Origin of the sequence: Enterobacter cloacae complex sp. EB5, from assembly GCF_031432835.1 — a bacterium.
Taxonomy (GTDB): domain Bacteria; phylum Pseudomonadota; class Gammaproteobacteria; order Enterobacterales; family Enterobacteriaceae; genus Enterobacter; species Enterobacter hormaechei_C.
Genome location: NZ_CP133860.1, coordinates 382,683 through 396,132 on the forward strand (window position 1 = coordinate 382,683; position 13,450 = coordinate 396,132).

Sequence of the window (13,450 nt, forward strand, 5' to 3'; positions counted from 1 at the left end):
GCCCAACCCCAGTAAATACGCGGCTTGCAGCCAGATCGCCTCATATTCACCATAACTTACGACAATCATTTTTACCGAACTACTTCATTTACCTGATTAATTGTTCCGCTTTTGGCAAAATTTGTGCGCCGGATCGCGCTGTCAGATCATAATTGTAAATATCTGTACGGTACTGGGTACGTCCGTCCGCGCCCACAAACGCCGTCAGATAGTAAAGATTGACCGGAATATTGTGGCGGATATTGACGTAACGCGTATCTCCCTGCTTCAGGGCATCCGATATCCGCGTATCGTTCCAGCCAGCATCCTGCAACAGCATATTCGCCAGCTCGGAGGCCTTGTTCACGCGGACACAGCCCGAGCTGAGCGCGCGCGCGTCTTTCTGGAACAGATTATGGTTCGGGGTATCATGCAGATAGATTGCGTCCGAACTTGGCATATTGAATTTGTAGCGTCCCAGCGAGTTATGCGCGCCCGGTGCCTGCTGGAAACGGAACGGCAGGTTCGAAGGCGTAATCGTTGACCAGTCCACCATCCAGGGGTCAATCGCTTCTTTGCTGTTCCAGCCCCGCATCACCGTATAGTTGTGTCGCTCCAGATAACCCGGGTCATTCCAGACCTTAGGCAGGATATCTTTGCGCGCCAGCGTCGGCGGCACGTTCCACGGCGGGTTAACCACCACGTTATTCAGCGCGCTGCTCATCATCGGCGTTTTGCGGTCAGGTCGACCGACAATCACGCGGGACGCCAGCACTTCGCTACCGTCCTGATAGTAGACCAGGGAGTACGCCGGAATGTTGACCATAATGCCGGTGGATAACGTGCCCGGCAGCAAGCGCAAGCGCTGGATATTCAACGCCAGCACCCCTGCCCGCTGGGCCGGAGAGACGTTCAGCCAGTCGCGAGTCGATGGACCAATCACGCCGTCAGCGCCCAGCCCCTGTGCGGCCTGGAACTGCTTCACCGCCGCGACCAGCTCGCGATCGTAAGCGGCGGGCTTATTGCTCAGCGCAACGGCGGTTTTCTCTTTTACCGGCGCCGACGGGCTGACGACCGCATTTTGCGTCTCGTCACCGGGCAGCGCAATTTTAGGACCGCTGTCGAGAATGCCGGAGCGTTTCATGATTTCGCGGATCGCAGGCACATCGCTGCTCCACTGCCCCGGACGCAGCGTTGTGGTGCCGCGCAGCTGAGGCCACGGGCGGGAATCCGCAACCAGCTCAAGAAGCGACTGATGCATCGTGGCATATTGCGGATGGGCAGGCGCAAGGCTTGCGATAAAGCGCGGCAGTTCGCCGTTATCCAGCGACAGCTGCCACTGGTTAATGACGGACAGCGCAGGCGTCGCCAGCTTGTACGGTTTACTGCTGTATAACCAGCGGTTACCGTTCACCGAAATCCCCGCCACAAACTGTAAGTAGCCCATCATGGCATCAGACAGCACCACGTCACGCGCCTGTCCGGTAACGGCAGGGTCGGTCAGGAGTTCAACCCAGGTCGTGAACTGCGGCTGAAAACCTGCAATCGCCACTTCAGCCAGCTGCTGCTGGAAGGCACGTACCGCCTCGCGATTTTCCCACATCGGTTTCATATCGCGCGCAACGTAAAGCAGCGTGAGCTGGTTAATATAAGCGGGAGTATAGCCCGAGGGCAGCCCGGTCATAAGCTGCTGGCGTAATGATTCAGTATCGATGCCTTCGGGCAGCGGTTTAATGCCGGCCATGATGGCCGTCGCCGGAGACTGATCCAGCGGTTGTGACAGCGACGTCGGCTGCGCGCCCATTGTCGCGGAGCTGTCCGTCGGTACAATTTCAGGCTCATCGGCCTGAGCGGTCAACAGTGGAGCAAACATCACTGTCAGGCACAAACTCAGCGCAGACAGCTGACGACCACGATTTTTCTTAAGCAACATCCCTTGCCCCCTGTTTTTCACGACATGCCCATTATTCTGGAGCTTTCCTTCAGTATAGAAAGGCACACACGCTGCTGCCTTACCTTATGTAAAGAAGTTTAAAGATAACGCAGCCCTGAACACAAGTTAAGTGAATAAAAAAAGCGGCGCATGAGCGCCGCTATTTGTCGCACCCCGGTTTAAGAGGCGTCAGCCGTGCCCGGTAATGACTCCGGTGGCTGCGGGGCGAAACCACGCAGGCCCACGACGTGCACATGTTCACTGTTCTGGAACACCTTACGCACCAGCTTATAGGTTGTCCCTTTTTCCGGACTGATGTTTTCCGGCGCCGCGATGATGAGCTGCATATCGAGTCGCTCGCAAAGCTCAAACAGCGTGGCGATGGAGCGAGCGTCGAGACGCGCGGCTTCATCGAGGAACAGCAGACGGCATGGCGAGATGTCTTTGCCGCGCAGACGACGCGCTTCATCTTCCCAGCTCTGCACCACCATCACCAGAATCGACATACCGGTACCGATGGCTTCACCGGTAGAGAGCGCACCGGATTCCGCGCGCAGCCAGCCGTCTGAGCCACGGTTAACCTCAACTTCCATTTCCAGATAGTTGCGGTAATCCAGCAGCTCCTCGCCGATGGTTTGCGGCGTACGCTGGCCCATGTCAATCTGCGGATTCAGACGCTGATACAGCTTCGCCAGCGCTTCGGAGAAGGTCAGGCGGTTACTGTTGAACAGATCCTGGTGCTGCTCATGCTGTTCAGACAACACGTCCAGCAGCGTGGAGTGCGCCTCACGCACGTTCACGCTCAGCCGTACGCTGTTGACCTGGCCAAACGACACGCTTTGCAGGCCCTGGTTCAGCTGACGGATACGGTTCTGCTCGCGCTGAATGGTTTTCCGAATAATATTCGCCACGCTGCGGGAGCTGATTGCCAGCTTCTGCTCGCGGGAGGTCAGCTCCTCCGTCAGACGTCCCAGCTCGATCTCCATCTGTTCGATCGCTTCCACCGGATCGTCGGTACGGATGATGTCCTGACGAATACGCTCGCGTAAGTGCTGATAAACCGCCACGAAGAACTGAATTTTGCGCTCAGGACGCTTCGGATCTTCGGACATACGCAACACGTCGCGCAGGTGTTCGTTATCCGCCACCGCCAGACGCAGCGCACCCAGCGCCTTATCCGACATAGAGCGCAGTTCATCGGCTGACAGGTACGCCAGCTCGCGACGGTGCAGACGACGCTCCACGTTGTTATCTTTCACCATGCGCATCACCGCGCACCAGCCCGCCTTCGCGGTCACAACCTGTTCACGCATCTCGTGATAGTCACGCTCCAGCTTGCGCAGGCGTCGCGTCAGGTTGTCCATCTCCGCTTCACAGAAGGTCAGCGCTTTTTCGAGCTGATTACGACGCGCGCGGTTGTTACTGAGCTGAGCATGCAGCTCATCGCGGCGAATACGCGCCCGCTCTTCTGCACCGCTGTCGGCGCGCACGCCGATGTCCTGCAACTCTTTATGCAGATCGTTTAACAGCTCTTTCTTGGTGTCGAAGGAGCTTTTCAGCGATGCCATCACCTGGCTGTACTGGCTCAGCTGTGCGGCGTGGGTACGCATCGCTTCACGGGCGCGCGTACGTTCTGCTTCGGCCTGCTCGAGACGCTGGCGCAGCTTTTCATTAAGATCGCTGTTCCCGCTCAGCATTTCTGCTGAATCGGAGTAGCCGAAGTGCGCGCGACGTTGCACCACTTCCGTCAGGGCAAACGCCTGCTGACGCGCTTCGCGCTGCACCTGCTGTGACCAGGCGTAATCCTCTTTTAACTGCTCAAACTGTTCCGGGTCGCTCTGGAGAACGGAAACCATCGGCTCCAGTTTTGCCAGCTGATTGCCGTGCTGCTGCACAAAGCGCGCGGCTTCCTGCGCTTCGTCCAGACGTTCCTGAATTTCATCCACGCGGTCGGCGAGCGTATCGTCCGCCAGCAGGTTCAGGCGCGGCAGGATACGGTTAAGGGCCGCAACGCCCTCTTTCGCCTGCTCGAACTGCACGCGGCTTTGCTGATTGTCATTTTCATGGCTGGCAAGCGCACGCTCCAGCTCACCACGACGGGTGTTGAGCTTGCGAATTTCAGCTTCCGGATCGGGCTCAAAGGCCACGCCCAGGTGGCTGCCGATAAAGCGGCTGAACGCCTGATGCAGACGCTGCGTTTTTTGAACATCAAACGACAGGGTTGCAAAACGTTCAGAAAGCGTTTCGCGCTCGGCGTGCAGGCTTTCAATACGGTTTTCACGCGCGGCGCGGCCAAACAGCGGCAGTTCCGGGAAGCGCGAATAGCGCCACTGGCGATCGGCGATTTTCACCACCACCGCTTTTTCCAGCTCGTCGACGCTGAATACGCTGTCATCAAACGACTGCGGATCCCCTTCGATGAGGTAGAGATCTTCCGGGCAGTCTTCCAGCCCTGCAAGCTGGTCAGAAATCAGCGACAGATCCGGCACCACAATCGCGTTACGGGATGGACCGTACAGCGCGGAGAAGTACGGCGCATCGTCCAGGCCGACATCGTCGTAAATTTCAGACAGCAGCACGCCGCCGAAACGCTCGGCTAAGGCATTCAGGCGCGGATCTTCTGAGCCGCCCGGCTGGCTTAAACGCTCGATCTCTTCATCGACGTCACGCTTGCGCGCGCCCACTTCGTCACGCTCAACAATCGCTTCACGCTCGCGCTCCAGCAGCTGTTGCATGTATTCGGTGACGTCCTGGCTGGAGGCAAACTCCTGGCCACACTGTTCGCTGAGCTGGTTCAGGCTGCTTTGTGCGGCCAGCCAGATCGGCGCACGCTGCAAGAGCGTCTTCGAACGGGACTGAAGCTGTTCCAGTTCCTGACGCAGCGTCATGCGCTGTTCGCTGGCATTCGATACGGTATCGGACAGGGCCGCAATACGCGCTTCCAGCTCCTGGTGCAGGGCCTCAAGCTCGTCGAAATCGTAATTTTTACCCTGACGTTTGCAGAATTCCGCCAGCAGACGCTCGGCTTCCTGCTGTTCACGCAGACGCTGTTCCAGCTCGTTCAGGCGCATGCGCAGCGGCTGCACCTGTTCGGCCAGATGGCGCTGATTAACGCCGTCGCGCAGCAGCTCGCGGGCAACGTCCCACGCTTCGTTACGCGCCAGCGGACCGTTGATCGCCACCACCAGCTGGTACGCCTGCTCAAACTGGCTGTGCGCCGTTTGCGCCACGCTCATTTTCTGATCGAGAGAAAGCAGTTTCTCAGTGGCTTCCTGCTCTTTGGCCTGGAAGGTATCCAGCCATTCGTCAGCGCTTTCCGGGGTCAGGTCCGGCAGATGGCACAGCTCTTTGGCACGCTGCAACGCCTGCAATGCCTGGTTGTACTGAATCGCACGGGTCTGCTGCACGTCCAGCGCCTGCTGGTAGTCAGCGAGCTGGCTTTTCAGCTCATCCACTTCCAGTTCGGCGGCTTCCGCGCGGGCTTCGTTCTCTTCCTGCAATTCGGCAGCTTCGGCCACCACTTCATTTTGCTCTTCAAGACGAATTTGCAACTCATCAAGATCGGCTTCGTAGCGCTCGATTTTTTCCTGCTGACGCAGCGCGGTCTGCACCAGGTTCAGGTGATCGCTGGCCGCCTGGTAATCGGCTTCCAGATCCCCTTCCGCACCGTTGTGCTCGCCCAGTTCGCGTGCCATTTCGACATGCTTATACTGCTCAGCCACCAGCTGTTTGCGGGAGGTAAACAGCTCGCGGCGGTATTCCAGCGCCTGATCGAGATGAATACGGCGCTCGTTGGCGTGGCGCATATAGTCCGCCGCCACGTAGTTGGTGGCTTCGCTGATCAGGTGCTTAAACAGGTCGCGGTCAGACTGTGTGACGCGAATCGCTTCCAGCGTCATGCGGTTTTCACGCAGCGCGGCTTCCATATCCTGGAAAGCCTTACGCACGCCGCTGTTTTCCGGCAACAGGTAGTCGCGCAGGGAGCGGGTAATGGCGCTGGAGATACCGCCGTACAGGGAGGCTTCAATCAGACGGTAGTATTTACTACGATCTGAGGCGCTGCGCAGACGACGGGCTACCACGCCGAGATCGAACATCAGAGAGTGGTAGTCGGTAATGGAGTTAAACTGCTTAAACTGCACGCCTTCGATGGCTTCCAGCTTGTCTTTCAGCTCCTGGAGCGTCAGGACGCGCGCCTGACGTTCATTCAGGGTTTCCGTCAGCAGCGCGGTCGGCTGTACGGAGGTTGGTAGTCCCTGGATCGCAAACGGTTTGATATCTACTTTACGGTCGCGACCGGCAACCTGTTGCAGACGCACGCCTACAACCACGCGCTGATGGCGGGAGTTGATCACGTCCAGTACGGAATAACAGACGCCCGCTTTCAGCTTACCGTGCAGACCTTTATCGCGGGAGCCGCTCGTGGCGCCCGCTTCGGTGGTGTTACGGAAGTGCAGCAGGGTCAGGTCAGGGATCAGCGCCGTCACGAAGGCCGCCATGGTGGTGGATTTACCCGCCCCGTTACCGCCGGAGAGCGTTGTCACCAGCTCATCCAGATCGAAGGTTCGGGCAAAGAAGCCGTTCCAGTTAATCAGCGTTAGTGAGCGAAATTTACCGCGTTCAATCATTACTCTTCCTCCCCGCTATCCGGCTGATTCTCTTCGTGCTCGTCATTGAGCTGCAAATGGTTTTCCACCGGCATCGCTTCACCGTCACGGATCATGCGCAGCTGCGCTTCACGCGCGTCGTCACCCGCACGCACGTCGGCGCCAAAGCGGAAGACCGATTCCGTAATGCGGAACTTGCTGCTGTCGTGCCCCATGAACCAGACCATTCCCAGACGGCGCAGACGGTTAAGGGAAGAGCGAACTTTTTCCTGTAATTTCTGACGGTCCAGATCGGACCCCGTTGAGCGGTTATTCACCAACTTGAGCAGCTTGCTTTCATCCGCCAGCGACAGCAGCTCATCGTAAAGCTCCTGCTGGGTGAAGATCCCTTCATTCGCCAGACGTTCCGGGCTGAGATAGAGGTAGCAGAGAATTTTGCCGACCATCATATCCAGTTCGGAAAGCACCGAGCGCGGAATAAGCGTGGTAGAGCGCGGACGCAGGTAGAAAAACCCTTCCGGCGCGCGGATCAGCTCAACGTTATAGCGAGCGTAAAACTCTTCCAGGTACTCCTGAAAATCCATCAAAAAGGCGTGATTATCCAGCTCGTCAAGGCCAATGTGACGACCGGCACGCAGCTGGCTGTCCAGCGCCGGAAACAACGGATTCGCCAGCGCCTGTGCCAGCTTAACTGGCATCACTTGTTCAATATTTGTCAATGACATGCGCCTGTACCTTGGCTCCGTAATCGTTAATCGGCTGCCACTTCGGCGGCAGTCCGGTGAAATCGGCTTGTGCGATGCCCAGGCGCACCGCCTGGTCTACAACAATGCGGGCAACATCGAAGTGTCGCGCGCGCGGATACTGCGCCAGATAGTCGCGTACCACGAGGCCAAGATCCAGCGGTGCTTGTCTGGTTTTGTAGACAGCGAGCTGTTCTTCGATCATCGCCGCAAGCTGCTCGCGAATTTCGTTAAATTCTTCGTATTCCAGATCCGGCGGCAGTTCACCGGTGACCTCTTCATCGCGCAGCGCCATCTCTTCGTCGCGCATATCCAGCAGACGATCGGCGTTGGCGTAGGTCAGCGCCCACGGCGCATCGAAATAGGTCTGTACCGACTGGCGCAGACGCTGAGCAAAGACGCGATTCTTATCCATATCGATGGCGGTACGGATAAATTTATGCACGTGGCGGTCGTAACCGATCCACAGGTCGATTGACTGCTGGCCCCAGCTGATAATGCGGTCAAGCTTGCTCTGCAAATCAAACACCAGACGGTCGATAAAATGCAGATCGTCGTGCGCCATTGTCGCGTCCTGGATGCGCAGCAGATTGGCCTGTAGCTTATCCCCCGCCGCCTCCAGCGTATCCTGCAACTCACGCAGCGTACCGGACGTTTCTGACAGCAAGAGTTCACAGCTGGAGATGGCCGCACGCCAGTCTTTATTAAGCAGTTGAGCGATATCGTCTTTCACCTGCTGCTGCTGTTCGTCCATCAGACGTTGAGTCAGATCGATACTGTCGAAAATCTCGGCGACCGAGTATTTCAGCGGCGCGTAAACGTTGCGATGCCAGTGGAATTCGTCACCGTTGTCATCAGCCGCGTCGGCGGCACGCTTCAGCTCGCCTGCAACAATAGAGAGCTGCATGGAGAGACGCAGCGTGGAAAATTCGCGCTGGCGGATGTAATAGTCGGTAATACCAATGCCCAGTGGCGTAAGACGATAGATGGCGTTTCCTTCCGCCTGCTCGCTGGTAAAGCGGTTCAGCAGACGTTGACGCACCATATCATTGATTGCGTTGTTGGCACGCACGCTAATGGTTTCGCTGGTTTGCTCAAACGCATCACTGACGTGGCGGAACGCATCCACCAGTTCGCCTTCACTCATTTCGCCATCCAGGCGTTCGCCGTTTAGCGTCGCAACCGCCAGCAGGAATGAGAGTCTGTCTACCGGCAGCGAGATGGAGAAATCGTTTTTCCTGGCCCAGGCAACCAGTTCGGGGACTGTCTGGGAAAATTCACTCATAGATTATCCTTGCATCTGCGGCTTGCGCGCGGTGACGTGTATATAGCGGCCAAGGCTCAGATAAGGCTCCTGGCGGCAGTACCGCGTCTCTATTTCTGTTAAGGCGTCTAAACAGTCATCCTGTTTTTGTTTATCACGCAGATAATCATGAAACACCCTCACGCCGGTTTTGCCGGTAATTTCCCAACCGATCTCCTCCAGCCAGCCATAGACCTGCTGCGGTTCACGGGGGAAATCCGGTGAAAGCGTGCGTCGTTTCTTTTTATACATGCCCTGCTGTACATAGCCAAAATTGCCGACCAACACGTTTCGCATTAGCAGGCCGTTGGCATTGTAAAACATCAGCGATAACGCACCGCCCGGGCGCAACATCGACCACAGCGTTTTTAACATCGCTTGTGGTTCGGCGATCCATTCGAGCACAGCATGAAACAATATCAGATCAACCTGCGTTTCCAAATGCTGCGGAATGTCCTGAGCGGCGCAATGTATAAAATGCATGTTGTCGCTCACACCTTTCTCTTCTGCCGCTCGCCCAGCGCGCGCAACCATCTCGGCAGAAAGATCGCAAAGCGTGACGTGATGTCCCCGCTGCGCCATCAGGATTGCAGTCTGACCTTCCCCACCGCCGGCATCCAGCACGCGCAACGGTCGGTCACCGAATTCAGCCAGCAGCTTGTCCAGATCCTGCCAGAGGATCGTCTGACGAAGCTGACCTTTGGTGGTGCCATAAATGTTGCGCGAAAACTTTTCCGCGATGTCATCAAAATTGCGATCCCGCATTGGGAGGGTTCCACTCACTGCAAAACCGCTATTTTGTCACACCCGCGCGGAGAATGAACCACTCTGGTGTAATATCACCGACAATCGCCTGCTGTATGGTTAAAAAAGGAACCAAAAAGGATGCTTTTTACCCTAAAAAAATATATCGGAGGCATGATGCTTCCCCTTCCCCTGCTGTTGCTTCTCATCGCGCTGGGGCTGGCATTGATATGGTTTAGCCGCTTTCAGAAAAGCGGTAAATCCCTCGTTACCGTGGGCTGGCTGGCGCTGCTGTTACTCAGCCTGCAACCGGTCGCCGACGGTTTATTACGTCCGATTGAAAACACCTACCCGACATGGCAGGGAAATCAGAAGGTGGGCTATATCGTGGTGCTGGGCGGCGGGTATACCTGGGATCCGAACTGGGCGCCCAGCTCGAACCTGATCAACAACAGCCTGCCTCGCCTGAACGAGGGGATCCGCCTGTGGCTGGCCAATCCGGGATCGAAGATGATCTTCACGGGCGCTGCGGCAAAAACCAACCCGGTCAGTACCGCTGAAGCTGGAGCAAGAGTGGCTGAATCGCTTGGCGTACCACGTTCCGCCATCATCACGCTGGACAGCCCAAAAGATACCGAAGAAGAGGCGGCGGCGGTGAAACAGGCCATCGGTAATGTACCGTTCCTGCTGGTGACCTCTGCTTCACACCTGCCGCGCGCAATGATTTTCTTTGAGAAGCAGGGTCTGCATCCGCTTCCTGCTCCGGCAAACCAGATGGCTATTGACGCCCCGCTCAATCCGTGGGAACGGATAATTCCGTCCCCGGTATGGCTGATGCACAGCGACCGCGTCGGCTACGAGACGCTTGGCCGCCTCTGGCAGTGGCTCAAAGGTTCGTCAGGCAAGCCAGGGCAGGAGTGATTTTGCGGCCAGATCGAAACTGGCGCGATTAAAGCGCCCGGTATTGACCAGCTGCGCCACCTCATCCCAGAGAAGATAGAGCCAGCGTCGCCAGAGAAAGGCTTCCGCAACGGGGGCGCGCTGAAGATAGTGCCAGAGCAAATCTTCCGCCGCCCCGCCCTCGCTCAGCCTGAACAGTTCGTACTCGCGCGGTGCCCAGAGCATGATCCCCGGCCCGACCATCGCCAGCAGCTGGTCGCTGCGCGAGTCTTTAAGCATACTGCGCAGCGTGAAGTTGCCGTGAACCAGCACGCAGTTGTCGTTAAAACCCTCAAACAGCGTCGGCAGACACTCCCGGGTGCGGAACAGAATACGTTTGTCCTGCATCGTTAAACCGGTGTTGTTGAACTGGTTCAGCGTGCCCCACAGCACTTCGACACGCTGGCGATACCACAGCGGCCACAGGTTTTCCTGGGTGCTGTCTACCGCGCCAACAAGACCCCGGCTGTCCTGCCGATGCCAGGCAAGCAGAGCCTCGACAATCTGATCTTTCAGCTGTTCCCAGCGCTCCGGTGTACGCGTCGGGGCTTCAACAGAAACCCCGCGTAAACGCTCGATAAGCAGAACATCCGGGCCGGGATGCTCCTCATGGGTCATCACGCCATAAACCGTCGGCATACGGACTGTCCCTTCCCGCGCCAGCATCGACATTTTCCAGGCCAGCTGTCTGGCGACGCCCGGCGAGGTAAAACTTCTGGCCATCAGCGGCATGGGGTTTCCCTGACTGTCGTACAACGACCAGAGTGCGGTATCGGCCTTTTCATTCACGCATTCCACCCGGCTTAGCTTTTCGCCAAGGAGATGGCTGAGTTCAGCACGCAGCTGTTCCATATGAGATTACCCCCATTAAGACTACTGCTTTTATAATGAGCGCGCGAAACCCGGATGTCACCCGGTAGAGATCAATAATGAAAAAGAAAAGGAAAATAGCCAGGCGGGAGAACATCCCCCCCAGACGAGGGGATGCCAGCGAATCAACGCATTTCGACGCGTACGCGCTCGAGATCTTCAGGGGTATCCACGCCGGTGCCAGGAATTTCTTGGGCAACCGCAACGTGAATTTTCTCGCCGTACCACAGCACGCGAAGCTGTTCGAGCATTTCAATATGCTCCAGCGGGCTTGGTGCCCAGGCGACATAGCGACGAATAAAGCCGGCGCGGTAGCCGTAAATACCGATGTGGCGCAGGAAGGTTTCGCCGATTGTCTCTTTCGATTGCGCGAAACGATCGCGATCCCACGGAATGGTGGCGCGGGAGAAATAGAGCGCGTAGCCCTCTGCGTCCATGACCACTTTCACCGCATTCGGATTGAACGCCTCTTCAGCATGGTGAATCGGCACCGCGAGGGTCGCCATCCCGACCTGACGCTGTGCCAGGTTATCGGCCACCTGACGGATAATCGCCGCCGGGATCATCGGCTCATCGCCCTGCACGTTCACAATCACCGTCTCGTCGCTGAAACCGCATTTTTCGACGACTTCCGCCAGGCGCTCGGTGCCTGACTGATGATCGGCACGGGTCATGCACACTTCCCCACCCGCGGACTCAACCGCGCGCGCAACATCCGGGTGATCGGTGGCGACGATGACGCGTCCGGCGCCCGATTCGCGTGCCCGTTCAAGGACATGCACAATCATCGGTTTGCCATTGATATCCACCAGCGGTTTACCTGGCAGGCGCGTGGAAGCATAACGCGCAGGGATAATGACAACAAAACTCATGGTTTGATCTCTTCTGCCACCAGGGAACGGGCTTCATTTTCCAGCAGGACCGGAATGCCGTCACGCAGCGGGAACGCCAGGCTGTCCAGTTTGCAAATCAGCTCTTGTTTATCCTGGCTGTAATACAGTTTGCCGTTGCATACCGGGCAGGCAATAATTTCAAGTAAACGGTGATCCATAGTTCCTCCGTATGGGTAATCGCTAAAGCTTATCACATTCCCTTTTCAGGGAGTGTCTGTTTCCCAGCCATCTCGACAGGTCGCAAACAGCTCCGCAGGCACGCGACCGAGTACAATTTCATGCGCCCCCTGCCAGCGCGCAAATTCACTGAGCGCAGTCGTTAACCCTTTTTCCAGGCCAGCCGTCACCTTTATGCCCTCTTCAAGCCAGAGCGCGATAATTTCAAGCATGCCGATTTTACGGTGCATTTTAGCGTCCATGCGCCCGACTAGCTGGCCTTTGTGCAGCAGCGGCAAAACAAAATAACCATATTGCCGCCTGGGCGCCGGGGTATAGCATTCCAGACGGTAGCTGAAATTAAACAACTGCCCGGCCCGCTTTCTGTCCCAGACAACGGGGTCGAACGGCGACAGCACGGCACTGTGGGTCGCCTGGAGCTTGCCCTCCTGCGCCTGCGCCAGCAGAGGGAACAAATCCGCATGCAACCACATTTCACCTAACGATTCTACCGAGACCGGCATGACGCGCTGTTCGCGCTGCCACGATTCCAGCAGTGGTTTTAGCTGCGGCTGACGCAGACGATAATAATCCGCCAGCCACTGTGGTCGGAAGATGCCAAGGCTGCGGGCGCTGTTCCCGAGCATGATGGCTTCGGCTGCGTCCTGAGACAGCAGGTCACGCGTATCGTCCCAGTGAGGCATAACGCGGTGCGTGAGGTCATAAACGCGCTGAAAGTTGCGGCGCTCGACCACCATCACTTTGCCCGACGTAAACAGCCCTTCAAGATGGCGTTTGTGCGGTTTCCACTCCCACCATCCGCTTGCGCCTTTTCGCGGGTGTTCAAAATCCGCGGAGCGTACCGGACCGTTTTCCTGAATATGGGCAATCAGTTGCTCTATTTCATCCGCGTGTTCCACCATCCACTCCTGGCGGTATTTCCAGCCCATTTTGTCCGGGGCGAGCATGCGGTGACGCACCAGGGCAAAATCGCTGCGCGGGAGAAAACAGGCTTCATGCGCCCAGTATTCCATCAGTTCGCCCTGACTTAGCGCATTATCCAGCCAGTGCGGAGGATAGTTTCCAAGGCGGCTAAACAAGACCAGATACGGGCTACGCGCCACGATGTTAATGGTGTCGATTTGCAGCAACGACATGCGTTGCACGGTAGAGAGGATATCAGCTGGTTGCGCGCGGCGGCGGGGCTTTTTCAGAAGCCCCTGGGCGGCAAGATGCAAGTTTCGTGCGGCTGCAAGTGAGAGTTGCGGTAGAGACATGCGTTT

10 protein-coding genes are annotated in these 13,450 nt (G+C 57.2%); 1 reads left to right on the forward strand and 9 read right to left on the reverse strand.

Going from position 1 to position 13,450, the window contains the following annotated elements:
- Positions 1-88: 88 nt before the first annotated feature.
- From ldtD to cmoM, 5 genes are all read right to left on the reverse strand, one after another.
- The gene (gene ldtD, locus RHN82_RS02010) at positions 89-1,912 is read right to left on the reverse strand and encodes a L,D-transpeptidase (RefSeq protein ID WP_047051709.1); all 1,824 of its coding nucleotides are present in this window, start codon (positions 1,910-1,912) and stop codon (positions 89-91) included.
- A gap of 179 nt (positions 1,913-2,091) precedes the next feature.
- Positions 2,092-6,540, reverse strand: coding sequence for a chromosome partition protein MukB (gene mukB, locus RHN82_RS02015; protein ID WP_047051710.1), 4,449 nt, complete (start codon positions 6,538-6,540; stop codon positions 2,092-2,094).
- Positions 6,540-7,244: a chromosome partition protein MukE gene (gene mukE / locus RHN82_RS02020; protein ID WP_003858208.1), complete on the reverse strand. Its 705-nt coding sequence runs from the start codon at positions 7,242-7,244 to the stop codon at positions 6,540-6,542. Before mukE ends, mukB begins: the two co-directional genes overlap by 1 nt.
- The gene (gene mukF / locus RHN82_RS02025; RefSeq protein WP_047051711.1) at positions 7,225-8,547 is read right to left on the reverse strand and encodes a chromosome partition protein MukF; all 1,323 of its coding nucleotides are present in this window, start codon (positions 8,545-8,547) and stop codon (positions 7,225-7,227) included. Before mukF ends, mukE begins: the two co-directional genes overlap by 20 nt.
- A 3-nt stretch (positions 8,548-8,550) precedes the next feature.
- Positions 8,551-9,330, reverse strand: coding sequence for a tRNA uridine 5-oxyacetic acid(34) methyltransferase CmoM (cmoM, locus tag RHN82_RS02030; RefSeq protein ID WP_003858212.1), 780 nt, complete (start codon positions 9,328-9,330; stop codon positions 8,551-8,553).
- 120 nt (positions 9,331-9,450) lie between these two features.
- Here cmoM and elyC point away from each other — a divergent pair, with 120 nt between their 5' ends.
- On the forward strand, positions 9,451-10,230 hold the full coding sequence (elyC, locus tag RHN82_RS02035) for an envelope biogenesis factor ElyC (protein WP_047051712.1): 780 nt from the start codon (positions 9,451-9,453) through the stop codon (positions 10,228-10,230).
- On the opposite strand, the gene RHN82_RS02040 is transcribed toward elyC, so the two are convergent.
- From RHN82_RS02040 to RHN82_RS02055, 4 genes are all read right to left on the reverse strand, one after another.
- Entirely contained in the window at positions 10,207-11,100 is an 894-nt protein-coding gene (locus RHN82_RS02040) for a YcbJ family phosphotransferase (protein WP_003858216.1), read from the reverse strand. The genes elyC and RHN82_RS02040 overlap by 24 nt on opposite strands.
- Before the next feature lie 143 nt (positions 11,101-11,243).
- Positions 11,244-11,990, reverse strand: a complete 747-nt coding sequence (gene kdsB, locus RHN82_RS02045) for a 3-deoxy-manno-octulosonate cytidylyltransferase (protein ID WP_047051713.1) — start codon at positions 11,988-11,990, stop codon at positions 11,244-11,246.
- Complete coding sequence (ycaR, locus tag RHN82_RS02050) at positions 11,987-12,169, reverse strand: protein YcaR (protein WP_003858220.1); 183 nt, start codon at positions 12,167-12,169, stop codon at positions 11,987-11,989. Before ycaR ends, kdsB begins: the two co-directional genes overlap by 4 nt.
- 45 nt (positions 12,170-12,214) lie before the next feature.
- Positions 12,215-13,444 carry a winged helix-turn-helix domain-containing protein gene (locus RHN82_RS02055; RefSeq protein ID WP_047051714.1) on the reverse strand — a complete coding sequence of 410 codons (1,230 nt, stop codon included), beginning with the start codon at positions 13,442-13,444 and terminating at the stop codon, positions 12,215-12,217.
- Positions 13,445-13,450: the final 6 nt, after the last annotated feature.

What these genes read in the sequence shown, in the direction of transcription:
- ldtD (WP_047051709.1), bottom strand. Translation starts at nt 1,912, where the DNA reads ATGTTGCTTAAGAAAAATCGTGGTCGTCAGCTGTCTGCGCTGAGTTTG.
- mukB (WP_047051710.1), bottom strand. Translation starts at nt 6,540, where the DNA reads ATGATTGAACGCGGTAAATTTCGCTCACTAACGCTGATTAACTGGAAC.
- mukE (WP_003858208.1), bottom strand. Translation starts at nt 7,244, where the DNA reads ATGTCATTGACAAATATTGAACAAGTGATGCCAGTTAAGCTGGCACAG.
- mukF (WP_047051711.1), bottom strand. Translation starts at nt 8,547, where the DNA reads ATGAGTGAATTTTCCCAGACAGTCCCCGAACTGGTTGCCTGGGCCAGG.
- cmoM (WP_003858212.1), bottom strand. Translation starts at nt 9,330, where the DNA reads ATGCGGGATCGCAATTTTGATGACATCGCGGAAAAGTTTTCGCGCAAC.
- elyC (WP_047051712.1), top strand. Translation starts at nt 9,451, where the DNA reads ATGCTTTTTACCCTAAAAAAATATATCGGAGGCATGATGCTTCCCCTT.
- RHN82_RS02040 (WP_003858216.1), bottom strand. Translation starts at nt 11,100, where the DNA reads ATGGAACAGCTGCGTGCTGAACTCAGCCATCTCCTTGGCGAAAAGCTA.
- kdsB (WP_047051713.1), bottom strand. Translation starts at nt 11,990, where the DNA reads ATGAGTTTTGTTGTCATTATCCCTGCGCGTTATGCTTCCACGCGCCTG.
- ycaR (WP_003858220.1), bottom strand. Translation starts at nt 12,169, where the DNA reads ATGGATCACCGTTTACTTGAAATTATTGCCTGCCCGGTATGCAACGGC.
- RHN82_RS02055 (WP_047051714.1), bottom strand. Translation starts at nt 13,444, where the DNA reads ATGTCTCTACCGCAACTCTCACTTGCAGCCGCACGAAACTTGCATCTT.